This is a genomic window from Micromonospora sp. NPDC047762 (assembly GCF_043204655.1).
Taxonomy (GTDB): domain Bacteria; phylum Actinomycetota; class Actinomycetes; order Mycobacteriales; family Micromonosporaceae; genus Micromonospora.
In genome coordinates this window covers 415,059-438,543 of sequence record NZ_JBIDCQ010000001.1, presented here as the reverse complement: position 1 = coordinate 438,543, position 23,485 = coordinate 415,059, and the positions used below count along the sequence as shown (strand labels likewise).

Annotated in this window: 23 protein-coding genes; 10 read left to right on the top strand and 13 right to left on the bottom strand. The window is 71.4% G+C overall.

All coding sequences use genetic code 11. The features are described from left to right. Positions 1-141 precede the first annotated feature (141 nt). A complete protein-coding gene (locus tag ACGF3C_RS02105) occupies positions 142-786 on the bottom strand; it encodes a class I SAM-dependent methyltransferase (RefSeq protein ID WP_357226640.1) in 645 nt (214 codons plus the stop codon). Between the two features lie 51 nt (positions 787-837). Here ACGF3C_RS02105 and ACGF3C_RS02100 point away from each other — a divergent pair, with 51 nt between their 5' ends. Together ACGF3C_RS02100 and ACGF3C_RS02095 are read left to right on the top strand one after the other, a co-directional pair. Continuing rightward, a complete protein-coding gene (locus tag ACGF3C_RS02100) occupies positions 838-1,242 on the top strand; it encodes a VOC family protein (RefSeq protein WP_393217890.1) in 405 nt (134 codons plus the stop codon). A 31-nt stretch (positions 1,243-1,273) separates the two neighbouring features. Next, positions 1,274-1,876 (top strand): DUF4240 domain-containing protein, encoded by a 603-nt coding sequence (locus ACGF3C_RS02095; protein WP_393217887.1) that lies wholly within the window; start codon positions 1,274-1,276, stop codon positions 1,874-1,876. Positions 1,877-1,899: 23 nt separating this feature from the next. On the opposite strand, the gene ACGF3C_RS02090 is transcribed toward ACGF3C_RS02095, so the two are convergent. After that, the gene (locus ACGF3C_RS02090; protein WP_357226629.1) at positions 1,900-2,517 is read right to left on the bottom strand and encodes a pyridoxamine 5'-phosphate oxidase family protein; all 618 of its coding nucleotides are present in this window, start codon (positions 2,515-2,517) and stop codon (positions 1,900-1,902) included. A gap of 166 nt (positions 2,518-2,683) precedes the next feature. On the opposite strand from ACGF3C_RS02090, the gene ACGF3C_RS02085 reads away from it, so the two are divergent. The 3 genes from ACGF3C_RS02085 to ACGF3C_RS02075 are packed head-to-tail and all read left to right on the top strand — an operon-like array spanning position 2,684 to position 4,853. Further along, positions 2,684-3,187 carry a DUF2231 domain-containing protein gene (locus tag ACGF3C_RS02085; RefSeq protein WP_357226625.1) on the top strand — a complete coding sequence of 168 codons (504 nt, stop codon included), beginning with the start codon at positions 2,684-2,686 and terminating at the stop codon, positions 3,185-3,187. Beyond that, on the top strand, positions 3,187-3,738 hold the full coding sequence (locus ACGF3C_RS02080; RefSeq protein ID WP_357226622.1) for an Hsp20/alpha crystallin family protein: 552 nt from the start codon (positions 3,187-3,189) through the stop codon (positions 3,736-3,738). The genes ACGF3C_RS02085 and ACGF3C_RS02080 overlap by 1 nt, the downstream gene beginning before the upstream one ends. A gap of 8 nt (positions 3,739-3,746) precedes the next feature. Continuing rightward, positions 3,747-4,853: a glycosyltransferase family 9 protein gene (locus ACGF3C_RS02075; protein ID WP_393217882.1), complete on the top strand. Its 1,107-nt coding sequence runs from the start codon at positions 3,747-3,749 to the stop codon at positions 4,851-4,853. Between the two features lies 1 nt (position 4,854). Here the strand turns inward: ACGF3C_RS02075 and ACGF3C_RS02070 are convergent, their stop codons facing one another. Both ACGF3C_RS02070 and rfaE2 read right to left on the bottom strand, forming a co-directional pair. Continuing rightward, a complete protein-coding gene (locus ACGF3C_RS02070; protein ID WP_357226613.1) occupies positions 4,855-5,733 on the bottom strand; it encodes a glycosyltransferase family A protein in 879 nt (292 codons plus the stop codon). Then, the gene (gene rfaE2, locus ACGF3C_RS02065) at positions 5,730-7,559 is read right to left on the bottom strand and encodes a D-glycero-beta-D-manno-heptose 1-phosphate adenylyltransferase (protein WP_357226607.1); all 1,830 of its coding nucleotides are present in this window, start codon (positions 7,557-7,559) and stop codon (positions 5,730-5,732) included. The genes ACGF3C_RS02070 and rfaE2 overlap by 4 nt, the downstream gene beginning before the upstream one ends. A 180-nt stretch (positions 7,560-7,739) precedes the next feature. On the opposite strand from rfaE2, the gene ACGF3C_RS02060 reads away from it, so the two are divergent. Continuing rightward, a complete protein-coding gene (locus ACGF3C_RS02060) occupies positions 7,740-8,282 on the top strand; it encodes a type 1 glutamine amidotransferase domain-containing protein (protein WP_393217877.1) in 543 nt (180 codons plus the stop codon). A 157-nt stretch (positions 8,283-8,439) separates the two neighbouring features. Next, the gene (locus ACGF3C_RS02055; RefSeq protein WP_393217874.1) at positions 8,440-10,116 is read left to right on the top strand and encodes an MDR family MFS transporter; all 1,677 of its coding nucleotides are present in this window, start codon (positions 8,440-8,442) and stop codon (positions 10,114-10,116) included. 139 nt (positions 10,117-10,255) lie between these two features. Here ACGF3C_RS02055 and ACGF3C_RS02050 read toward each other — a convergent pair whose 3' ends face one another. After that, complete coding sequence (locus ACGF3C_RS02050; RefSeq protein ID WP_357203793.1) at positions 10,256-10,747, bottom strand: NUDIX domain-containing protein; 492 nt, start codon at positions 10,745-10,747, stop codon at positions 10,256-10,258. Between the two features lie 72 nt (positions 10,748-10,819). Here ACGF3C_RS02050 and ACGF3C_RS02045 point away from each other — a divergent pair, with 72 nt between their 5' ends. Beyond that, positions 10,820-12,454 carry a fatty acid--CoA ligase gene (locus tag ACGF3C_RS02045; protein WP_393219047.1) on the top strand — a complete coding sequence of 545 codons (1,635 nt, stop codon included), beginning with the start codon at positions 10,820-10,822 and terminating at the stop codon, positions 12,452-12,454. Between the two features lie 183 nt (positions 12,455-12,637). Here the strand turns inward: ACGF3C_RS02045 and ACGF3C_RS02040 are convergent, their stop codons facing one another. The 6 genes from ACGF3C_RS02040 to ACGF3C_RS02015 all read right to left on the bottom strand — a co-directional run bounded on the left by ACGF3C_RS02040 (position 12,638) and on the right by ACGF3C_RS02015 (position 17,938). Beyond that, complete coding sequence (locus ACGF3C_RS02040) at positions 12,638-13,648, bottom strand: NADPH:quinone reductase (protein WP_357203791.1); 1,011 nt, start codon at positions 13,646-13,648, stop codon at positions 12,638-12,640. A gap of 28 nt (positions 13,649-13,676) precedes the next feature. Further along, positions 13,677-14,330, bottom strand: coding sequence for an HAD family hydrolase (locus ACGF3C_RS02035; protein WP_393217869.1), 654 nt, complete (start codon positions 14,328-14,330; stop codon positions 13,677-13,679). Positions 14,331-14,362: 32 nt separating this feature from the next. Further along, positions 14,363-15,190, bottom strand: a complete 828-nt coding sequence (locus ACGF3C_RS02030) for a hypothetical protein (RefSeq protein ID WP_357221135.1) — start codon at positions 15,188-15,190, stop codon at positions 14,363-14,365. A gap of 189 nt (positions 15,191-15,379) precedes the next feature. Next, a complete protein-coding gene (locus ACGF3C_RS02025) occupies positions 15,380-16,051 on the bottom strand; it encodes an FKBP-type peptidyl-prolyl cis-trans isomerase (protein WP_357221041.1) in 672 nt (223 codons plus the stop codon). Positions 16,052-16,197: 146 nt separating this feature from the next. Next, entirely contained in the window at positions 16,198-16,836 is a 639-nt protein-coding gene (locus tag ACGF3C_RS02020; protein ID WP_393217865.1) for a DUF4241 domain-containing protein, read from the bottom strand. A gap of 73 nt (positions 16,837-16,909) precedes the next feature. After that, positions 16,910-17,938 carry a Ku protein gene (locus ACGF3C_RS02015; RefSeq protein ID WP_357221047.1) on the bottom strand — a complete coding sequence of 343 codons (1,029 nt, stop codon included), beginning with the start codon at positions 17,936-17,938 and terminating at the stop codon, positions 16,910-16,912. Between the two features lie 86 nt (positions 17,939-18,024). Between ACGF3C_RS02015 and ligD (ACGF3C_RS02010) the strand changes: the two genes are divergently transcribed. Further along, complete coding sequence (gene ligD, locus ACGF3C_RS02010) at positions 18,025-18,966, top strand: non-homologous end-joining DNA ligase (protein WP_357221050.1); 942 nt, start codon at positions 18,025-18,027, stop codon at positions 18,964-18,966. Further along, positions 18,956-19,870, top strand: a complete 915-nt coding sequence (gene ligD / locus ACGF3C_RS02005) for a non-homologous end-joining DNA ligase (protein WP_357221053.1) — start codon at positions 18,956-18,958, stop codon at positions 19,868-19,870. Before ligD (ACGF3C_RS02010) ends, ligD (ACGF3C_RS02005) begins: the two co-directional genes overlap by 11 nt. 73 nt (positions 19,871-19,943) lie before the next feature. Here ligD (ACGF3C_RS02005) and ACGF3C_RS02000 read toward each other — a convergent pair whose 3' ends face one another. Continuing rightward, positions 19,944-22,250 (bottom strand): esterase-like activity of phytase family protein, encoded by a 2,307-nt coding sequence (locus ACGF3C_RS02000; RefSeq protein WP_393217860.1) that lies wholly within the window; start codon positions 22,248-22,250, stop codon positions 19,944-19,946. Positions 22,251-22,303: 53 nt separating this feature from the next. Next, complete coding sequence (locus tag ACGF3C_RS01995) at positions 22,304-23,374, bottom strand: hypothetical protein (RefSeq protein WP_393217857.1); 1,071 nt, start codon at positions 23,372-23,374, stop codon at positions 22,304-22,306. Positions 23,375-23,485 lie beyond the last annotated feature (111 nt).

Genomic DNA, 23,485 nt, shown 5'->3' with positions numbered 1-23,485 from the left:
TTTCACCACGCGTCTCCTGAGGCCCGATGCAAAGGGGGTCGGACAACTTACTGTGCGGGTGTGGAAATTTCGAAGCAATGGGCCATCCGGGTGGCGGCGACAGCCGTCGGTTGGCTCGTGTCGGATTGCCGATGCTCTTGCTCAGGGCGCCCGTCGTCCGACGATGATGCCGCCGAGCCGGCTCTCCGCCGAGGTGACAGTGGTCTGCGAGTCGACGGTGAACCCGCTCTGGCGCAGCCAGGCCGCCACCTGGGCCGGCTGCCGACGATGGACGCGCACGTTCATCGGGTGCCCGCCGTACCCCTCGGTCTTCAGGGTCGTCTCGTCGCCCACGTGGAAGCCGAGCAGCAGCGGGCCACCGGGGCGCACCACCCGCCGGAAGTGCGCGAACACGACGCCGATCTGGTCGTCGGGGATGTGGATGAGGGAGTACCAGGCGACCAGGCCGGCGACCGAGCCGTCGGCCAGATCGAGGTCGGTCATCGAGCCGACCTCGAACCTCAGCTCACTGTGGTCACGGCGGGCCACGTCGATCATCCCGGGCGAGAGGTCGATCCCGAAGGCGTCCACGCCGAGCGTGTGCAGGTGGGCGGTGATGCGCCCCGTTCCGCAGCCCACGTCCGCGACCGGCCCACCGCCGGCGGCCAGCACCAGCTCCGCGAACGAGGCCAGAGCAGCTCGTTCGTACGGTGCTTCCGCAAGGAGGTCACGCACCAGGCGCGCGTAGCTGACTGCCACAGTGTCGTAGGAGGTGCGAGTATCAGACAGCCAGCCGTCTACCGTCACGACGCCAACGTTAGTTCAGCGACACGACCGGCACCTTGGAGGCGTTCACCCATGACTCCCGCACCGGTGATCGTGAGCCTGCCCATCGCCGACCGTCCCACCTCCTACCGGTTCTACCGCGACGGCCTCGGCCTCGAAGCCGTGGGCGAGTTGGCCGACGACAGCCTCCCGGAACCGTTGCAGTTCGTGGTCAACGACGGGCTGCGACTGATGCTTGTCCCGACCGGCGGCTTCGGTTGGGTGATCGGCCGGCACGAGGTCGCCCCGAGGGGCCAGAGCGAGTGTCTGCTGAACCTCACTGTCGACTCGCCTGTCGACGCGGACGCGGTCGTCGAGCGGGCCCGCGCTGCCGGCGCCGAGGTCATCACCGAAACGTCCGACCAGCCCTGGGGGTACGCGGGCGTCTTCGCCGATCCGGACGGTCACTTGTGGATGGTCTCCGCCGCGGAGTCCTGAAAGCGTCGGTGGTGGTGGTTACGGTCTTGCGGTGACCGTGACCACCGATGCCTCTGGAACGCTGCCCACCCCTGCCGACGAGGCCCGGCTGTGGGCACTCATCGAGTCGGCCTGGGCCGAGTTGGGCGCCGAGCCCCTGGCGCTGCGTCAGGCCCTCGTCGAGCGCGACCCCGCCGCTGACGACGGCGATGACGTCGACGATGACGGCCCGTCCTACGCGATCGACGCCTGGCTTGATGCCTTCCTGGACCGGCTCGGGCAGTTGACCGCCGGGCTGACCGGGCAGGAGCTGACCGATCTGGACCGGGTGGTGGAGCGCAAGCTGTACGACATCGATCGGGAGGACATCCACGAGGTGACCGACGGGTCGGACGACGGCTTCCTCTACGCCCGCGGTTTCATCGTCGCCCTGGGCCGGGCCTACTACGAAGCTGTTCGTGCCGACCCCGCGGTGGCGCTGCTGGACGCCGACTGCGAAGGCATGTGTTACCTCTTCGCGCACCTGCACAACGACCGGTTCGGTTCGTGGCCGGAGACCGGCTCGGGGATCTCTCGGGAGTCGTTCGGCAACCCGGACGGTTGGTCGGCCTGGCGTGCCGACGAGCCGGACCGGTCGCAGCCGGCCGAGGCGTAGCCGATCCGGCCTGGAAGGGCCGATCAGACGTATATCTTCGTGGCGTACTCGGGGCCGTAGTGCCGTTCCAGGTCTTCGAGGCTCTCCGTCGGGGCCTCGACCTCCTTGATCAGGCGTGCCCGGGACGGCAGTGCCTCGGGCTGCCAGGTCTCCGGCCGCCACAGCGCGGACCGCAGGAACGCCTTCGCGCAGTGGTAGAAGATCTGCTCGATCTCCACCACCACGGCGAGCACCGGCCGGTGCCCCTTGACCACCATGTCGCCGAACCAGGGCGCGTCGCTGACCAGACGGGCCCGCCCGTTGATGCGCAGCGTGTCGGTCCGCCCGGGGATCAGGAAGAGCAACCCGATGTGCGGGTTGTCGAGGATGTTGCGGTAGCCGTCGGCCCGCTTGTTGCCGGGCCGCTCGGGGAGGGCGATTGTCGTGTCGTCCAGCACCAGGGCGAACCCGGCCGGGTCGCCCTTGGGTGAGACGTCGCAGCTGCCGTCCGCGCCGGCTGTGGCCATCAGGCAGAACGGCGAGGCACCGAGCCACTCGCGGTCCCGTTCGTGCAGGCGGGTGCGGTCCTTGTTGGCGGCCCGCGTGCTCGGCTCACCGAGCAACTCGCGCAACTCCTCGTGCGAGGTGATCTCCACCGTCACGTTGGTCCTCCCTCAGGCGTTGACCCGGTGGTGGGCACCACCGTCATCAGCCTAGGCCGCCGTGACCAGCGCGAGGTTTGTGCCGGGTTGCCGGGGGTACGGCCTCACCCGACGCGCTCGCCGACGTGGACCGTTCCGCAGGACGCCGACCAGTGGAGGCCGGGAGATGGAGAGCCGACTCAAGGTGCTGGGTCACCCAGTCCATCCGATGCTTGTCATGTTCCCGGTGGCGCTGCTGGCCACTGCGGTGCTGTTCGACCTGGTGGACACCGTCGGCGGTCCCGACTTCCTCGGCGAGGTCGCGTACTGGAACATCACCGTCGGCCTGATCGGCGGCCTGCTTGCCGCGGCGGCCGGCTCGTTCGACCTGCTGGCGATACCGAGCGGCACCCGCGCCAAGCGGGTGGGTCTGCTGCACGCGGGCGCCAACGTCGCGGTGATCCTGCTCTTCGCCGCCGTGTGGGCGGTGCGGCTCAACGCGGACTCCCGGGCCGCCGGCGGGGCGCTGATCGCCATCGAGCTGGTCGCGGTGGCGATCCTCGGCATCAGCGCCTGGCTCGGTGGCGAGCTGGTCGACCGGCTCGGTGTGGGCGTCGACCGTGACGCCGGCCTGGACGCGCCCAGCTCACTACGGCCGCCGACGGCCGCCCAGCGGATCGGAGAGGTGTGATGAGCGAGCAGCAGTTTGGCGGCTTCGGCCGGGGGTGGCGCGGCAGCCGGCAGCAGGGCTGGGACCCGATGGGGGAGTTGCAGTCGCTGCGCTCCGAGTTGAGTCGCCTGGTCGGTGGTCGCGGCGGGGCGTCCGACGTCGAGTTGACCGAGACCTCGGACGGCTGGGAGGTCGTCGTCCGGTTGCCCGGGGTGGCGCCGGAGGAGGTGGCCGTCGAGTTGGACGACCGCGAGTTGTGCGTGCGGGCCCGCTCGGAGGCGGAGGTCAACGCCGACCACGGGATCCCCGGCGGCTTTGAGACGCGCGGCTTCGAATACCGGGTCAACCTGCCGGCGCGGGTCGACCCGGACACCATCGACGCGGTGATGGACCACGGCCTGCTCCGGGTGCGCCTGCCACGGGCGACGCGGCCCGCGCCGCGCACCATCACCGTCGGCCGCACCGGGCCGCGCTCCGGCGACCTCTCCACGGGTACGCCGATGCCAGCCGATCCCGCCGCGGACCGGGAGCTGCACCGCCCGGACACCGTCGGCGAGATCGACCGGCCGTAGCGGGTCGGGTGGTCACCCCGTCCGTGCTCGGCCCGACCGCCGAGCGCCTTCCCGACGTACGGCGGATCGCCGTGTTGCGCGCCAACGCGCTCGGTGACTTCATCTTCGCCCTGCCGGCGCTGGACGCCTTGCGTAGCGCGTACCCCTCGGCGGAGATCGTGCTGCTCGGGGCGCCGTGGCACGCGAAGCTCTGGCGCGACCGGCCCGGCCCGGTGGACCGGGTGCTGGTGGTGCCGCCGGCCCCCGGCATCCGTACGCCGGAGCCGGGCGAGCCGGAGTCGTCGATCGACGACTTCGTGGCCGCTGCCGCCGCTGCGGAATTCGACCTGGCGGTGCAGATCCACGGCGGGGGTGCCAACTCCAACCCGCTGATCAGCCGGCTCGGTGCGCGGTTGACCGTCGGCCTGCGCGCCGAGGACGCGCCGCCGCTGGACCGGTGGCTGCGCTACGTCTACTACCAGCACGAGGTGATCCGCTACCTGGAGGTGGTGGCGCTGGCGGGAGCGCCGGCCACCACCATCACGCCGACGCTGGCGGTGACCGACGCCGACCGGGCCGAGGCCGCCCAGGTGCTCGGCCCGGCTGGCCGTCCCCGGGTGGCGTTGCATCCGGGTGCCACCGACACCCGCCGCCGCTGGCCCGCCGAGCGCTTCGCAGAGGTGGCCCGTGCGCTGCACGAGGACGGCTACGAGGTGCTGGTCACCGGCACGCCCTCCGAGCAGGAGGTGGTGGACCGGGTCGTCGCTGCGGCGCAGGTTCCGGTGCGCCCACAGGTGGGCACGCTCAGCCTGGGTGGGTTGGTGGGCTGCTACGCCGACTGTGCGTTGGTCGTCTCGAACGACACCGGCCCGCTGCACCTGGCCGCCGCGGTGGGCACGCCAACGGTGGGCATATTCTGGGTCGGCAACCTGATCAACGGGGCCAGCCCGCTGCGGGGCCGGCACCGCCCGATCAGCTCGTGGACGGTGCACTGCCCGGTCTGCGGGGTCGACTGCACGCCGGGCATCTATCCGCACCGACCCGGCGACGGTGACTGCCCGCATCGGGACTCGTTCGTGACCGACGTACCGGTGATCGAGGTGCTGGAAGCGGCCCGGGAGTTGCTCACCCGGTAGTTCAGGCCGGCTGCGGGGTGTCCTCCTCGGCGAGGACGACCTCCCACGCCTCCACGTCCCGGTCGGTGACGGTGGTGGGGGACTCCAGGTGGTACGCGCCGCTGGGCAGGATGCCCGCGCCGCCGTAGCGGGACAACACGGCCAGCTGCGCCGCCACGTCCTCGCCCTGGTGCTTCTCCTGCACCCGACGCCAGAAGTCGAAGCCGCCGGCCTCGACGAGCTTGGCCCGGTCGTAGAGCACGCACCCGCCGATCCAGGAGACCTTGTACGCCCGCCACGTGCCCGGCGGCAGCGCCAACTGCTCGGTGATGTGCAGCAGGTTCGCGGCCGAGTGGATCCGGGCCCGGTTCCACTGCGGGGTGTCGGGTCGGATGCGCTCCGGTGTGGGCGGCCCGACCCACTCCTCGTAGTGGCCGTGCGACTCCGGCCGCACGTCGTCGGTGTACGAGAGCCCGTGCACGCCGTTGCCGACGAACCCGCAGCCCAGCTCACCGATCGCGGTCACCAGTCGGTGCAGCGAACCCGGTTCCAGCCAGATGTCGTCGTCGAGGCTGAGGACGTACCGGGCGGCCGAGGCGGCGAGCAGGTAGGCCCGGTGTTCGGCCAACCCCCGTCGGGGCAGCCGGCGGGTCAGCAGCACCGGGTGGCCCCGGTGGCGCAGCGCCCGGACCATTGTGGCCGCGGCGGGATGCGCGTACGCCGGATCCCCGTCGGACTGATCGCTGACGACCACGCCGAAGCCGGGCACCCCGTCCTGGGCGGCGAGCCCGCCCAGGGTGACGGCCAGTTCGGCGGGCCGGTTCCGGGTCGGAATCAGCACGTCGACCAGCCGGTCGGTGCGGAACTCCTCCGGGGTGCCGGCGTCGAGGGGGCGGTTCACGACGCCTGGGTGCGCAGCGACGGGTCGGGCTCCCGGTCGTCGAGGTGTGGCGACGGGTCCTGGCTGTGCGACCGGATCCGCTCGATGATCGCGGAGGTGGACCGGTCCGGCACGTACCCCAGGGTGCGCACCTGGCCGCCCAGGCGGCGCACCAGCGGCGCCTCCGGCACCAGCTCCGGCGGATAGTCGCCGCCCTTGACGTACACGTCAGGTCGGACCGCCTCGATCAGCGCCGCTGGTGAATCCTCCTCGAAGACCACCACGTGGTCCACGCAGGCGAGCGCGGCGAGCAGGGCACCCCGGTCCTCGACCGGGTTGACCGGCCGGTCCGGGCCCTTCAGCCGTCGTACGCTGCCGTCCGAGTTGACCGCCACGATGAGCAGGTCGCCCAACGCGCGGGCCTGCTCCAGGTAGCGCACATGCCCGCGATGCAGCACGTCGAAGCAGCCGTTGGTGAAGACCACCGACCGTCCCGCCTCGCGGTACCCGGCGACGATCGTGTCCAACTCGTCGCCGCTGACCAGCGCGGGGTGGCTCGTGGTGTCGGTCGGCCGGCCCAACGCGGCGAGCAGGTCGTCGCGTCGGCACACGCAGGTGCCGGTGTCCGAGACGGTGATGGTGGCCGCGAGTTGGGCGAGTTGGGCGGCGGTGGGCAGGGGCGCGTCGGCGGCCAGGGCCAACGTCATCGCCGCCAGGTACGCGTCGCCGGCGCCCACGGCGTGGCTTGCCGGCACCGGAGTGCTGTGGCTGCGGCGTGGCTCCCCGTCGGCGCCGCCGACCACCGCGCCCTCGGTGTCCAGGGTCACCGCGACCACGTCGGCACCGGTGTGCGCACGCAGTTCGGCCAGCCGCGACTTGGCCAGGACGGCCCGGTCGACGCCCTCTCCGGCCCGGGTGTTCACAGTGACGCCGGTGCCGGTGACGCTGAGCCCGTCGCCGGTGAGGGCGACCCGTCCCTCGCTCGGCGTGGGCTCGCCGACCGGCCCCGGGCGGTCGGCCCGGGTCAGCTCGGCGACGGTGTCGTCGGCCCGTCCCGCCCCCGGGGCCGCGCCGACGGTCATCTCGGACGGCCCGTCGACGGGGTCGCCGTCCGGGTGTTCCAGGTGCAGTTCGGTCCCGCCGGTCGGTCGGGTCGTACCGCCCGCGCGGGCCAACAGTCGGGTCGCCTCGGCGAAGCTGGGGGTGACCACTGTCGGCGCGAGACCCCGCCAGTCGGCCAGGTCGTGTGCGTCCAGCGCGACCGTGGCGTACCGCTGGCGGTTCTCGACCAGCCACGCGCGGACCGGCGCGGGCAGCGCGCCCAGGCCGTAGTCGCAGACCACCAGGGTCGGCGCCTCCCCACCGGCGGCGGCGCGCAACTCCTCGGTGGCGCAGCTCAGGGCGGTGAGCAGCCGGCTCACCCCGTCGTGGTCCAGCGCGTCCTCCGGGTCGCCGGAGTCCTCACGCAGCAGGATCTGGTTGCCGGCCAACATTCGCCGCTTCACCGGTGTGGGGCGCCCGGGCTGGTTGACGGTGCGGTCCCAGACGCTCGCGCGGTCCAGGCAGTCGTGCAGTTCGTCCCCGGCGACGTCGGCGCCGACCGGTGCCACCAGCACCGCCCGGCCGCCGAGGGCGGCGACGTTGACGGCGGTGTTCGCGGCCCCGCCGGCGGCGGAGATCCGCCGACGCAGGGTGAGGACCGGGGCGGGCGCCTCCCGGCAGAGCCGGTCGGAGTCGGCGAACCGCCATTCGTCCAACATGGCGTCACCGACGATCAGGACTGGGCGTCCGAGCCAGCTCTCCACGACGGTGGCGAGCCGGCGCTGCTCCGCTGCTGCTCCTGCCATGCCTCCCCGGGTCCCCAGCGGCCTGGCGGACAAACCTGCGCGCCGACCGTCCCGCCGCTGGTCAGGCGGTCTTCGGCGGTGTCTGACCGGTCCGAGCCGGTCCGATACCGGTCCGACCTGTTTCGGGCGTTCGAGGGCGGGAAGGGGATTGAGGTACCCCCGGAAAGGAGATGTACCGAGATGGCAGCGACATTGCAGGGCAAGCGGGTCGCCTTCCTGGCCGCCGACGGCGTCGAGGAGGTCGAGTACGTCCAGCCACGCGAGGCGGTAGAGGCCGCTGGCGCGACGGCCGAGCTGGTCTCGCTGAAGCCCGGTTCCATCCAGTCCTTCAACCACCTGGACCACTCCAAGACGTACGACGTGGACGTGACCGTCGACAAGGCCGACGCCGCCGGCTACGACGCGTTGGTGCTGCCCGGAGGGGTGGCGAACCCGGACTTCCTGCGGGGCGACCCGGACGCGGTGCGGTTCGTGAAGGCGTTCTTCGACGCGGGCAAGCCCGTCGGGGTGATCTGTCACGGCCCGTGGACGCTGATCGAGGCGGACGTGGTGCGTGGCCGCCGGATCACCTCCTGGCCCACCCTCCGTACCGACCTGACCAACGCGGGAGCCACCTGGGTGGACGAGGAGTGCGTCACCGACGGCAACCTGACCAGCAGCCGCAAACCCGACGACCTCCCCGCCTTCTGCGCAACGATCACCAAAACCTTCACAACCCCCTAGATCCACCCCCCAATCCCTGTTGATCATGAAGTTATTGCCACCTCGCGTGGCGTGTCGTGGCAATAACTTCATGATCAACGCTGGTGGCGGGGTGGGGCGGGGCGGGGTTTTTTGGTGGGTTGGCGCATGTTCTGCGGCTCGCGGGATAGAAGGCCACATGACCACCGAAGCCTCAGATGCGCCGGTGCTGAACCGTCAGCAGATCCGGCTGCTCATGTTGGGCCTGATGACCGGCATGCTGCTGGCCGCACTCGACCAGACCATCGTCGGTACGGCGCTGCCGACCATCGTGGGCGAGCTGGGCGGGATCAACCACTACTCGTGGGTGGTCACCGCGTACCTGCTCGCCTCGACCGCGTCGACGCCGCTCTACGGCAAGATGGCCGACCTGTACGGGCGTCGGCCGGTCTTCCTCTTCTCGATCGGCACGTTCCTGGTCGGGTCGTTGCTGGCCGGGCTGTCGCAGAACATGACCCAGCTGATCGTCACCCGGGGTATCCAGGGCCTCGGCGCCGGTGGTCTGCTGACGCTCGCGTTCACCATCATCTCGGACGTGGTGTCTCCCCGGGAACGTGGTAAGTACCAGGGCCTCTTCGGCGCGGTCTTCGGGATCTCGTCGGTCGCCGGGCCGCTCGTGGGCGGTTACTTCGCGGAGACCGACTGGAGGTGGATCTTCTACATCAACGTGCCGCTGGCCATCCTGGCGATCGTCGTCTGCTACCACGTGATGCGGCTGATCCCGTTCGAACGTCGGGACCACTCGATCGACTGGCTCGGTGCCGGCCTGCTGGTGGCCGGGGTGAGTTCCCTGCTGCTCGCGCTGAGCTGGGGCGGCAACGAGTACGCCTGGGGCTCTGGCGTGATCATCACGTTGTTCGTGGTCGGTGCGGTGCTGGGGGTGCTCTTCGTCCTCCAGGAGGCCCGGGTGGCCGAGCCGATCCTGCCGCTGCGGCTGTTCCGGAACGCCACCTTCGCGTTGGCCAACTCGGCGCTGCTCGTCATCGGTCTGGTGATGTTCGGTTCGATCATCTTCATTCCGCTGTACCTGCAGATCGTGAAGGGCGCCTCGCCGACCCGGAGCGGTCTGCTGATGCTGCCGATGATGGCCGGCATCATCATCACCTCGATCCTGACCGGCCGCGCGATGACCCGGATCGGCCGCTACAAGCGGTTCCCGGTGGCCGGTTCGGCGACCCTCCTGGTCGGCATGTTCCTCTTCACCCAGTTGGAGGTGGCCACCTCGCTCTGGGTGGCGTTCGGGTACATGGTGGTGATCGGCGTCGGGCTGGGCCTGTGCATGCAGTCGCTGATCCTGGCGGTGCAGAACGCGGTTTCGGTACGCGACCTGGGTGCCGGCACCTCCTCGGCGACCTTCTTCCGGTCGCTGGGTGGTTCGTTCGGGGTGGCGATCCTCGGCACTGTGCTCTCGTCCCGGCTGACCGGTGGGCTCGCCGACCGGTTGCCCGGCGCGATCGCGCAGCTCCCGCCGCAGGAGCAGGCCGCGGTCGCGGCGAGTGGCGGCGCCAACATCTCGATCAACGATCCGGCCACCATCCTGGCCCTGCCGGGGCCGGTGCGCGCGGCCATCCAGGGGGCCTTCGTCGACGCGCTGGACATGGTCTTCCTGACGGCCGGCCTGATCGCGATCGTGGCGGTCGTGGTGACCCTGACCCTGCCCAACACGCAGCTGCGGGGTGCCGGCCCGAAGGGTGCCACCGGTGGCGCCGACCCGCTCGGCGGGGAGGCCCCGGCTCCGGGCGGCAAGCCGTTGACCCGCGAGTCGAAGGAGGAGGCGGCCGCCGACATGGAGGCCAAGTCCCAGACGATGATCTGAGCGTCTCGACACCGACCGTCCCGGATCGCTCCGGGGCGGTCGGCGTCAGCCGGGGCGTGGGTGGTCAGGCGGGGCGGCGGCGGTCAGGCGGGGCGGCGGTACGCGCCGTACCACCAGGTCGACCCGAGGTGCGGCCGCCCTACTTGAGGATGAGCCGGTTTGTCTTCTCGAAGACGTCCAGGTCGGCAAGGGTTTCGATGACCGAGGTGGAGAGTGGCGTCGGAAACCGGTCGCGGGCGAAGAAGCCGGCGTCGGTGGTCTCGTCGGTGACCCGGGCCAACTGCCCGTCCCACTCCTCGACCTTGAACGCGGTCGTGAACACCTGGTACGTGTGCCCGTACATGTTGGTGCTCGTCCGGTCGGGGCCGGTGTAGAGGGCGAACGCGCAGACCCGCAGCGCGCGCAGGCCGGTCTCCTCACGGACCTCGCGTACCGCGCAGTCGGCTATCGACTCGCCCAGCTCCATCGCGCCGGCCGGCATGGCCCACTGGCCGTTGTCCGAGCGTTTGATCAGCAGAACGCGTCCGGCGTCGTCGTTGACCACGGCACGAGCGCCGACGAACATCAGCGTCCGATCGCCGGCGATCGCGCGCAACTGCCCCACGTACGAGTCGGCCCAGGAGATGCTCACCTGCGACAACTTACCGGGGGTTCCCAACGTGTGACCGGCGACACTAGCTTGTTACCCATGCGTAGCACGATGATGGGCGCCCCTCTGCAGATCTCCCGGATCCTCGACCACGGTGCACTGGTGCACGGCACGGCCGAGGTGGTCACCTGGACGGGCGCCGAGCCCCGCCGGATGACGTACGCCGAGGTGGGCCGGGCTGCCGCCCGGCTGGCACACGGGCTACGCGACGAGTGTGGGGTGACCGGCGACGAGCGGGTCGCGACCTTCATGTGGAACAACAACGAGCACCTGGTCGCCTACTTCGCGGTGCCGAGCATGGGCGCGGTGCTGCACACGCTCAACATCCGGCTCTTCCCCGACCAGGTCGTCTACATCGCCAACCACGCCGAGGACCGGGTGGTCCTCGTCGACAGCACGCTGATCCCGCTGCTGGCCCGGGTGATCGGTGAGCTGACCACGGTGCGGCACGTCGTGGTGGTCGGCGGTGGTGACCCGGCGCCGCTGGTGGCCGCGGCCGGCGACCGGATCACTGTGCACCACTGGGACGCGTTGCTCGCCGACCGGTCCGACACGTACGACTGGCCCGAGGTGGACGAGCGCGACGCCGCCGCGCTCTGTTACACCTCGGGCACCACCGGCAACCCGAAGGGCGTGGCCTACTCGCACCGGTCGATCTATCTGCACTCGTTGCAGGTCTGCATGCCGGAGGGTTTCGGCCTCGGGCCGACCGACCGCGAGTTGGCCATCGTGCCGATGTTCCACGCCATGTCGTGGGGCCTGCCCTACGCGGCCTTCCTCTCCGGCGCGTCGCTGATCATGCCGGACCGGTTCCTCCAGGCCGCGCCGATCGCCGAGATGATCGCCGTCGAGAAGCCCACCCTGGCTGGTGCGGTGCCGACCATCTGGACCGATCTGCTGGCCTACCTGGACACCCACGACGTGGACACCTCCTCGCTCGGTGAGGTGATCGTCGGCGGCTCGGCGTGCCCTCCGGCGCTGATGCACGCGTTCGACGAGCGGCACGGTATCGACGTCATCCACGCCTGGGGGATGACCGAGATGTCCCCGCTGGGGTCGGTCTCGCGTCCGCCCGCCGGTGCGACCGGTGACGATGCCTGGCGCTACCGCTACACCCAGGGGCGGGTGCCGGCGGGCGTGCAGGCGCGGATTGTCGGCCCGTCGGGCGACCCGATGCCCGCCGACGGCACGGCCGTGGGTGAGCTGGAGGTCCGGGGGCCGTGGGTGACCGCCCGGTACGTCGGTGACGACGCCCCGGACGAGGAGAAGTTCCGCGACGGCTGGCTGCGGACCGGCGATGTGGGCACCCTCTCGCGGGACGGGTACATCAACCTGACCGACCGCGCCAAGGACGTGATCAAGTCCGGCGGCGAGTGGATCTCGTCGGTGGAGTTGGAGAACGCCTTGATGGCCCACCCGGCGGTGCTGGAGGCGTGCGTGGTGGGGGTCCCGGACGAGCGATGGGACGAACGTCCGCTGGCCACCGTCGTGGTCCGGGAGGGCGCTTCGGTGACCGCCGAGGAGTTGCGGGACTTCCTGGCCGGGTCGGTGGCGCGCTGGCAGTTGCCCGAGCGCTGGGCGTTCATCGACACGGTGCCGAAGACCAGCGTGGGCAAGTTCGACAAGAAGGTCGTCCGTTCGCGGTACGCCGAAGGCGAGCTGACTGTCCGGGAGCTGACAGCCCCGTAACGTTTTCCCCGGCACTGTCGCCTGTTGGGGCGGGAGTACTCCTGAACCCTCCCCAGGGGCGGCCCCGGCGTTCGCACCGCGCCGGGGCCGCCCGCTCCACGCGGGGTAACCCGCACCGTCATTGTTGCGAAACTTGTTCGCTTCTGTCCTGCTGACGAGAAAATCGGGTGGTCGGCGACCCGATCAGGCGTCGCTGGTGGTGATGAGCACCTTGCCCACCGTCGAGTCCTCCACCGCCTGGTGCGCCGCGGCCGCCTCCGCCAGCGGGTAGTAGTGCAACGGCAGGCCGGCGTCCGCGCCGACCCGGATGCCACCCTGGCTGGCCGCCGCCGCCACGTCCTTCACGCCCTGCGCCTTGGCCGCCTTCGGCTCGGTGTAGACCAGGACGAACTGCCAGCGGGCGTTCGGCGCCATCATCGCCCGGATCGGGATGCTCACCTCGTCCCCGCCGTTGTCGGCGTACATGCAGACCGCGCCGCCGTGCCGCAGCACCCGTGCGTCGACCGAGGCGTTGCGGGCGGGGGCGACCTCCACGATCGTGTGGACCCCGTCGGGAGCGATCTTGTGGACCTCCTCGACCACGTCCTGCTCCCGATAGTTGATCACGAAGGATGCGCCGGCCGAGGCTGCGAGCTGGGCCTTCTCCGCGCTGCTCACAGTGGCGATCACAGTGGCGTCGGCCCAGCGGGCGAGCTGGATCGCGGCGTTGCCGACCGCGCCCGCGCCGCCCTGCACCAGCACCGTGTGATCAGCCAGCGCGCCCGCCCGCAGCGTGTCCGGCATGAACTCGCCAGCCGTCAGACAGCGGTGCGCGGTGAGGAACGGAATGCCGAGGGCCGCGCCCAGCTCGAACGGAGCGGCACCGAGGCGTACCGCCTGCCGGACCGGCACCAGCGTGTACTCCGCCGTCGTGCCCCACTGTCGCTGCCAGGCGGCCTCCCAGACCCACACCCGCTCACCGATCAGGTCGGGGTCGACCCCGTCGCCGACCGCCTCGACCAACCCCGCGCCGTCCTGCCCGGGGATCTGCCACCCGTTCGGCGGGCTGTTGCGGCGGGACTTCCAGTCGGTCGGGTTCACCCCGGAGACCGCCATCCGCACCAGGACCTCGCCCGCCCCCGGCTCGGGCACCGGGCGGTCGACCAGGTCGAGCACCGAAGGGTCGCCGTTGCGCTCGTACACGATGGCCTTCATCCGTGGTCTCTACCCGGCTCGACCCCTGTCAACCCAGCTCGTCCACCAGCTCCGGGGTCAGCTCACCGATCGCGTTCAGCGTCACCACGGCCAGCGCGGCGGCGTCCGGATCGAGCGGGTACGAGCCGTGCGGCACCGCCACCACCCGCATCCCCGCCGCCGCGGCGGAACGCACCCCGTTGGACGAGTCCTCCACGGCCACACACCGGGTCGGGTCGACGCCGAGGCGCTGCGCCACGCTCAGGTACACGTCCGGTGCGGGCTTGCCCCGCTCGGTCTGCTCGGTGGAGAGGGTCGCGCCGAACGCGTCGGTCAGGCCGGTCGCCGCCAGCGCCGCCTCGATCAGCCGGGTCGGCGACGAACTGGCCAACCCGAGCGGCCACCGCGCGGCCAGCCCGCGAACGACCTGGTCGGCGCCGTCGATCAGGGGTACGTGGTCCCGGTAGCGTCGGGCCATCTCCTCGACCACCTCGACGGCGACCTGCTCGGCGGTGCGGTCGACGTCCAGCTCTCCGCTGAGGTAGTGCGCCCACTCAGCGGTGCTCATCCCCATCAGTCGGCGTTGCGTGTCGGGCTGCCACGTCCCGCCGTGCGCCGCCACGTACGCCCGCCGGACCTCCTCCCACACCGGCTCGGAATCCACGATCACGCCGTCCAGGTCGAAGACCACAGCATCAGTCACGGGCCCATCCTGCCCGACCGGTGGGTGCCCGGTCAGCCGGGCAACGCGGGCAGACCGAGCGGGCTGCCCTCGGGGAGCAGGGTGTGGCCGGACCGGGCGATCGGCTCCAGCAGCTCCCGGAGCCGGTCCGTGTCGTCGGTGCCGAGCGCCTGCCAGGGGTGCGCGGCGGCCAGGTCGGTGGCGTCCTCGATGGCCTGGAACTCGGCCCGGGCGTGGTCGGTGGCCGCGCCGTCACCGGTGAGCCAACCCCGCTCGGTGAGCCGCTCGCGGGCGGCCTGCCACTGCTCCTCGGACCAGCCCCGGCCCAGCAGGTACTGCGGTGGCGAACCGTCCAGCGCGACCCGCGCGGTCAGCGTCTCCACCGGGTCCAGGCCGGCGGCCACGAGCGCCGCCACGTGCCCGTCCCCCCGGTGCTCCCGCAGCGTGGTGGCGGCCTGCCAGAGCCGCGCCAACGGGTACTCACCGGCCGGGAGAGCCGCGTTCGCCGCGCCGAGCACCCGGCCGGCGGTCTGCGCCGCCGTTGCGGCCCGTTCCAACAGGTCGGCGGCCTCCACGAGGTGCGACTCAGGAAGCTCGTAGGTCAACTCGGCGAGCGCCTGCACCGCACCGGTCAGGCGGGCACGCAGCGCCTCCTGGGGAGTGGCCAACCGCCACACCGCAGGCAGTGCGCGGGTCACCATCGGCGGCGCGAAGTTGAAGAAGGCGGCGATCACCGGGGCCGCCTCGGCGGCTCCCAGCGGCGCGGCCCGGCCGGCGAAGTAACCGCGCCAGTAGCCGCGCAATCCGACCGCCTCGTACGCGGCACGCGCCCGGGGGTGAAGGTAGGTGACAGCGTGGACCGGCTCGAAGTACGCCCACATCAACCGGGCGGTCCGCCCAGGCTCGTCCAGCGCAGTCACACGCACCTCCGCGTCGCGGTTCCGGATGCTCACCCCGGGCGGCGAACCGCCCGGGGTGACGCCGAACCTACTGCCGCTGGGTGACGGGCCGGAAGCCCCATGTGAACAACTCCATCCCGTCCCGGCGACAACCAGGACGATCCGGGCAGGTCACTGGGCGGCGAGCACGTCCACCACGAAGCGCAGCGGACCGGTCGGACGTCCACCGGCGTTGGCCTCGTCGTTGCCGTACGCCAGCTCACCCGGGATGTCGAGCTGCACCCGGCTGCCCACTGTCACCCCGACCAGGCCCTGGTCCCAGCCCGGGATGACCTGGCCGACGCCGATCGGGAAGGTGGCCGGCTGCCCGGCCTTCCACGAGGAGTCGAACTCCTTGCCGTCCTTGAAGAACACCCCCACGTAGTTGGTGGTGATGTTCTGGCCCTTCTGCACGGCCGGGCCCTTGCCCTTGATCAGCGGGGTGACCACGAGCTTCTTCAGGTCACCCGTGCCCGGCGTCACGGTCGGCTTGGTGCCCAGCGCCGGGTCGGAGCCCTCGGGCAGCTGCGGTGCGGGGGGCGCTCCGGCCTCGTCGGGGGCCGGGGCGGAAGCGGACGGGGTCGCGTCGGCCTGGTTCTTGGGCTTGTCGTCGCCCCCGCCGATCGCCACGAAGACGCCGATCAGCGTCGCGGCCACGGCGAGGGCTGCGAGGCTACTGAGCCCGGCGTTGATCTTCCGCCTCCGGTCGGCGGCCTTCTTCTCCGCCAACTGGGCGGCCAGGCGGCGCCCCGACTTGGTTGCCGGGCTCTGGTCCGGGCCCGTCTGCTGCGTCCGCTCGCTCACGTCGTCGACTCCCTGCTGCGAAGTGTGGCCGGCACCCGGTGCCGGGGGGAAAGCCGACGCACACGGTACCCGCACAGCGGCCCACCGTGCCCGCCGCGGACGCCTCGGATCGCCCAGCGCGACAGTTCCGGGTCTTTCCCGGGCGGTTATTCCGGGACGACCATGAAGTCGGTCACGAACGAGGTGACCCGCCCGTCGGCGGCACGGCCGATCCAGGTGCCGTAGCAGCCGTCGCCCCAACCGGTGGCCACTGTGACGACGTTGGCACCGCTGGCCTCGTCCAAAACGGCGGTGATCAGCCCTGGAACCGGGGACGAGGGCAGCTCGGCCGGGATGAAGACCTCCTCGACCAGGTCCTCGTCCCAGCCCTCCAGGACGGCGAGGGCGGTCGGGTCGGCGAGGGTGCCGACGCCGGCATCCACCCCGTAGCCGAAGTAGTCGTCAGCACCGAGCGTGGCGACGTCCTGGTCACCCGCGACGGCCGGCTCCCAGCGGATCGTCGGCTCGGCTGAGACGACCAGTTCCAGCGCCGCGACCCGCCGGTCCACCTCGGCGTCCTCCCGGAGCACCACAGCCACCCAGGCACGGGCGGGATGCCGCCCCGGCGGCACTGTCACGGTGAACGGCTCCGCCTCCGGGCAGACCAGCGGGTCACACCCGACCACACGGCCGGTCGGCAACACGATGTCGCCCACCGGGTGCACCTCGATCAGGTATCCGCCGTGCTGGTCGGTGAAGCGGGCGCCGGGCGTCAGTAACCGGTCCAGATCAGGGGTGTACGGCATGGGGGCTCCTCCGGTCGCCAGCGGCCGGCGGAGCGTACCCGGCGAGGCGGACACCGCCGCCGCTGCCGTACGGTCAGGCGCTCTTGCGGGGTGCGGTCTTGCGTGCGGCGGTCTTCTTCGCCGGCTCCGCCTTCTTCGCGGCGGTCTTCTTGGTGGCGGTCTTCTTCGCCGGCTCCGCCGCCTTCTTCTCGGCCGTCTTCTTCGCCGCTGTCTTCTTCGCGGGTGCCTTGGCCGCCTTCTTCTCGGCTGCCTTCTGCGCCGACCGGGCCGACGAGATGGGCGTCGGCTCACCCCCGCCACCACCTCCGCCGGCGGGCTGCTCGCCGCGAGCCGCCTTGGCGCGCTCCACCGAGGCCTTCAATGCCGCCATCAGGTCCACCGCCGCGGCCGGGGCCTCCTCGACCTCCTCCGGCTGGACGACCTCCCGACCCTCCACCTTGGCGTCGATGACCTCCTGCAACGCGGCCCGGTAGTCGTCGGTGAAGACGTCCGGCTCGAACTCGCCGGTCATCGAGTCGATCAGCGAGCTGGCCATGGCCAGCTCCGGGGGGCGCACCTTGAGGTCCTCGTCGAGGAAACCGAAGTCCGGGGTACGGATCTCGTCCGGCCAGAGCATGGTGTTGAGCAGCAGCACACCCTCACGGACCCGCAGCGTGGCCAACTGCTCCCGCTGGCGCAGCGCCACCTTGACGATGGCCACCCGCTCCGAGTCGATGAGCGCGTCGCGCAGCAGCACGTACGGCTTGGTAGCGGCGCCGTCCGGCTCGAGGAAGTACGCCTTGTTGTAGAGGATCGGGTCGACCTGCTCGGCCGGCACGAACTCCAGCACGTCGATGGCACGGGAGCTGGTCAGCGGCAGGTCGGCGAAGTCCTCGTCGGTGAGGATCACCATCTCGCCACCGCCGATGTCGTAGCCCTTGGCGATGTCGTCGTAGGTGACCTCTTCGCCGCAGACCGAGCAGGTGCGCTTGTAGCGGATCCGGCCGCCGTCCTCGCGGTGCACCTGGTGGAACCGAATGTCCTTCTCCTCGGTCGCGGAGTAGAGCTTCACCCCGATCGAGACGAGCCCGAACGACACGGCTCCCTTCCAGATGGCACGCATCCTGCGCTCCCTTCCCCGGTATCGACCATGCTCGCATCCGAAGGAACCGGACGCGAGGTGTTCGGCCCGCTACTACAATTCGGGTCGTGCCCGGAGCGCCGCTCAAGCCGATGCTCGCGATGACCGGGCCGCTCCCGGCCGGCGACGGCTGGGCGTACGAGTTCAAGTGGGACGGCGTCCGCGCCCTGGCCGACATCTCAGGTGGTGGTCAACACCTGTATGCCCGTTCCGGCGTGGAGATCACCGCCGCGTACCCGGAGTTGGCAACCCTGCCCGAGCAGGTCGACGACGCGCTGCTCGACGGTGAGGTGGTGCTGCTCGGCCAGGGTGGGCAGCCGTCGTTCACCGCGCTGGCCGAGCGGATGCACGTCCGGGACCGGGCCAGGGCGGCCCGGTTGGCAGCGGTCATGCCGGTGACGTACATGATCTTCGACCTGCTCCGGCTGAACGGCGACGACCTGACCGGCTGGCCGTACGAGCGCCGCCGGGAGGCGTTGGACGCGCTGGCGCTCGGTGGCCTCCGGTGGGCGGTGCCACCGACGTTCAGCGACGGGCCGGCGACCTACGAGGCGGCCGGGGAGCACGGCCTGGAGGGTGTGATGGCCAAGCGCTCCGGGGCCGTCTACCGCCCGGGGGTGCGCTCGCCGGACTGGGTGAAGGTCAAGCTGGAGGTGACCGGCGACTTCGTCATCGGCGGTTGGCGACCGGGCGCTCGCCGGATCGGCGGGCTGCTGGTCGGGGTGCCCGGCCCGGATGGCCGACTGATCTACCGGGGTCGCGTCGGCGGCGGGATCGGCGCGGCCATCGAGCGGCAGCTCCTCGCCGAGCTGGAGCCGCTGCGCTCCGGCGTGTCACCGTTCGCGCCGGGGGTGCCGCGCGAGGATGCGCGAGGCGCCATCTGGGTAGAACCCCGGGTGGTGGTGGAGGTGAAGTACGGCCAGCGCACCCCCGACGGCCGGCTGCGCTTCCCCCGGGTGCTGCGGTTGCGCCCGGACAAACCTCCGGAGGAGGTCGACGATGCCGGCTGACCGGCTACGGGTGGACGTCGAGGGCCGTGCGCTGGAGCTGTCCAACCTGGACAAGGTGCTCTACCCGGCGGCCGGGTTCACCAAGGGTGAGGTGATCGACTACTACACCCGGATCTCGCCGGTGCTGCTGCCGCACCTGCGGGACCGACCGGTCACCCGGATCCGCTTCCCCAACGGGGTGGACGACAAGTCGTTCTTCGAGAAGAACACGCCAGCCGCGACCCCGGAATGGGTGCGGGTGGAGAACCTGCCGGCGCCCGGGTCGACGAAGGGCCGGGAAACCATCGACTACGTGGTCGCCGACGACCTTCCCACCCTGGTCTGGCTGGCCAACCTGGCCGCCCTGGAGCTGCACACACCGCAGTGGAAGGTGGGCGAGCACCCGGACATGATGGTCGTCGACCTGGACCCGGGCCCCCCGGCCGGGCTGGCCGAGTGTTGCCCGGTGGCGGTGCTGATGCGCGACCGCCTCGCCGACGACGGCATCGAGTCGTACCCGAAGACGTCCGGCAAGAAGGGCATGCAGCTCTGCTGCCCGATCGCCGGCACCCAGTCGTCCGACCTCGTCTCCGACTACGCCCGGCGGATCGCCCAGGAGTTGGAGAAGGCCCACCCGAAGCTGATCGTGTCGAAGATGGCGAAGAACCTGCGACCGGGCAAGGTCTTCATCGACTGGAGCCAGAACAACGCGGCGAAGACCACAGTGGCGCCGTACTCGCTGCGGGCCCAGTCGGTGCCGTCGGTGTCGACGCCGCTGACCTGGGACGAGGTGGAGGCCGGCGCTCGCGGCCGGAAGCCGGCCGTCCGCCAGTTCACCGCCGCCGAGGTCCTGGCCCGCGTCGAGGAGTACGACGACCTGCTCGGCCCCCTGCTCGACGGCGGGCCGGAACTGCCCACTCGCTGACGAGCGCCGACGGTAGGAAGCGCCCGGCCCGGCGTCCACGCTTGCGGACGCCGGGCCGGGTCGGCTGCACAGGTCAGTTGCGGCCGAAGACCTTGCGGCTGGAGCCGAGGCGCAGGAGCATCGTCTCGCCGGTGGCGTCCTGGACCCCGTCGTTGTCGGTGATCGCGTACACCTCGCCGTTGCCGGCCACTGTCAGCCCCTCCAGCTTCTCCTGCGTCCACCCGTTGGTGGCGCGCAGCGCGGGCAGCACGTCGACGGCGAGCGTCTTCGGCAGGACGGTCAGCGGCCCGGTCGCCGCCGCACCGGGCAGTGGCACCGTGTAGATCCGCTTGACAGTGGCGGCCGGGCCGTTCAGCTTGTCCCGTTCGATGACCGCGAGCCGGTCGCCGACCACTGTGATCTCGGAGAGGCCCATCCAGTCGCCGGGCACCGTGGTGGCCCCCAATCGGTAGCCGAACCAACTCCAGGTGCCGGCCGCCACGTCGTACCGGCCGAGCCGGACGACGCCGGCCGGGTCGGTGCTCAACTCCCGCTGTACGGCCACCCAGACGATCTCCCGGCCCTGCCGGTCGGTGGTGGCGGTCACCCCCTCCAGGCCCTGCTTGCCGAGGCCGGCGGCGACCTCGGCGGGCAGCGGGACGGTCTGCCGGGTCACCCCGGCCGCGTCGAGCCGGACCAGCTTGTTCTCCGCGCCCTTGGCACCCTCCACGGCGAGCCAGAAGCCGCCCTGCGGGCGGGCGAAGATGCCCTCCGCGTCGTACCCGACCGGAGCGCCGGCCGCGTCCCGCACCGGCAGCGCACCGGTGATCACGGCCGGCGTCCGCTCCGCGTCGACGGTGAGGATGCGGGTCTGGCTGTACGCCGCATCGGTGACGCTGTAGAGCTGGTCCCGCTTGCCCGGGGCGGCGCTCAGCGCGCCGAGCGCGCCCCAACCGATCGGGGCACCCGACGTGTCCGAGGCCGAGACGATGCTCGGGAACGCCGGAGTGCCCTTGCCGAGCTGGAAGAGCGACACCGAGGCTCGGACGTTGACCGAGGCGTCGTCCTCCTCACTGGAGACCGCGAGCAGCCCGCGCGACGGGATGGGCAGCAGCCCTTCCGGCCCGTTGGTGGTCGGCAGGATCTGCCGGAACACCGGCCGGGTGGGGTCGCCCAGGTCGTAGACGGCGACGAAGTTGCTCCGCTCCGAGCCGACGAAGGCGTACCGGACGCCGTCGTACTCGGCGACGGCCACGCCCTCCGGCTCGGTGCCCTTCTTGCCGGCCCGGTCCTCGTTGTGCAGCCCGTACGTGACAGCGAGCCGCTCGAAGGTGTTGCCGGCGTCCCAGGCGACGCGTCCGCTGCGGCTGTCGAAGACCGACCAGCCACGGGTGCCGCCGTGCCAGTCGCCCTCGTTGGCAGTGGCGAGATAGCGATCGTCGACCCAGGCCACCGCGTCCGGCTCGCGGGGCACGCCGGTGATGCCGCCGGTCAGGTCGATGACACCGTCCTTCTTGGTGTCGATGCCGCTGATGGTGGCGGTGCCGGCGCTGAACACCTTCGTGAGCCGGCCGGTGGGCAGGTCGATCAGGGCGACGCCGTTGTTCTCCTGAAGCGTCACGGCCAGCTGGTTGCGGCTGTTGATCGAGACGTACTCCGGCTCGGGGTCGGACGGCGCGGCGAGACCGGCCTGCGCCAGGGCGGGCAGCGCGGTGCCGTCGGCCCCGGTCAGCGCGACCGGGCGCAGCCGCCAACCGGCCGCAGACTTCCCGGCCAGGTCGACGATCTGCACGAAACCGGCGGGTGCCTGGGGAAGGTCGCCTTCCTCGCCACCGGGCGGGGTGGCCTCCTCGTCGCGCTCGTTCTCGATGGCGATCGCGGCGTACCGCTTGTCCTTGCTGATTGCAATCGAGTCGGGCTGACCGCCGAGATCGAAGCTGGCCACCCGCTTGCGACTGGCCAGCTCGATCACGTCGAGTCGACCGGACGGTTCGGTGAAGCTGGCGCTGGTGTTCACCACCACCAGCACGTACCTGCCGACCACGGCGACGGAGGTCGGCTCGTCCTCGGCGTCGCCGAGCTGGGCCAGGGAGAGCGTGCCGAGGCCGCGCGGCCGGTCGGCACGGGAGATGTCCAGGAAGCCGATCCGCTTGGCCAGGGCGTCGGTGTGGATCAGGGTGCGGCCGTCCTCGCTGACCGCCGAGATCTCGGCGACCGTCGCCGTCGCCGGGTCCTCACCGGCCGGACGGTTCTGGAACACCGGGTACGTGGCGACCCGGTCGAAGGCGAGCGACGGGCCTGGGTGGTGGTGCGCGCCGGCCGACGCGGGGGTGGCCCCGGTCAGGCTGGCGGCGGCGACACCGGCTGCGGTGAGCGCGGTGAATGCTCTTCTGAGTGTCAAGACTTCCTCCGTCAGTTCGTACCCGCACGGAGGCTGACAGTCGTTGGGGAGCGTCAGCTTGCGCCGACGTGAACAGTCGGCGAAGCGCGGCGCAGCCGCCACCAGGCGCCGCCGACCAGGGCGAGCGTGAGGACTGTGACCGCGACGTCGCCGGCCAGGGCCGCTGCCGGGCTCGCCGGGGAGTAGGGCGGCACCAGGTACGCGAACGCTGCGGCGATGACCAGGCCCGCCGACCCGGCCGCGAGCACGTGCCGTTGCCCCCAACCGTTGCCCGACGACCAGTAGGCGATCAGGGCCCCGGCGGTGGCTGCCAGCATCAGTGCCACGGTCACTCCCGCCCAGCCGGGCGTCAGGTCGCCGCCGAACCGGACGAGGACGACCAGCAGACCCACCCAGAGCGGGTGCGGCACCCGACGGGCCCGACGCGGGCGGGGGTGACGCCAGCGGGGCAGCAGGGCGACCGCGGCCAGGGCGACGACCACCACGGCGGCGAAGGACAGTTGGAGCGGGCTGGCCAGGAAGCCTTTGTCCCCGTTGATGTCCGAGAAGATGAACAGACTGCCGAGCAGGTAGGTCAGACCGACGACGAGGAGGCCGGGGCGGCCCAGCCACGGCCGCAGCCGGCGGTCCGCACCGAGGAACGACTCGATCAGCACGATCGGCGCGCAGATCGTCAGCACGATGTGGTTGCCGACGTAGTCGAACGCCTGCCGGAGGCTGAACTCGAGCCCCGGCACCAGCGACGCCTCGGCGGCGGCGCGGGTGTCGGCGTACTGCGTGTCGTCCAGGTAGTCGGGGTTGAACAACGACTGGTCGACCAGCCCGGCCTGGAGTACGCCGAACGCGGCGGCGAGCAGCACGATCGTCGGCCAGCCCGCGCCGAGGTGCCGGGCGGTCTCCCGGATGAGGATCGCCGCACCGCCGTACATCGGGCCCAGGAAGATCAGCACCGGGAGGAAGTCGTCGATGGCGAAGCCACCCCACGAGCACTCGGCCGCCCACGGCGCGAGCAGCAGCAACGCGATCACCGGCAGGAGCCGCCGACGAAGAGGCAGACGGTCGGCGGATACGAGACGGTCGGCGGCGGGGCGGTCGCCGGTGACGGGGTCGGAACCGGTCGGCATGGGCGCTCCTCGGCGGCGTTCTCTTCAGGGGTCACCTGCACGGTGCCCGGACCACCCGGCCACCCGATACGGCCATCGGCCGACGACCGGCGCTACCAAAGTCGTTGAGTA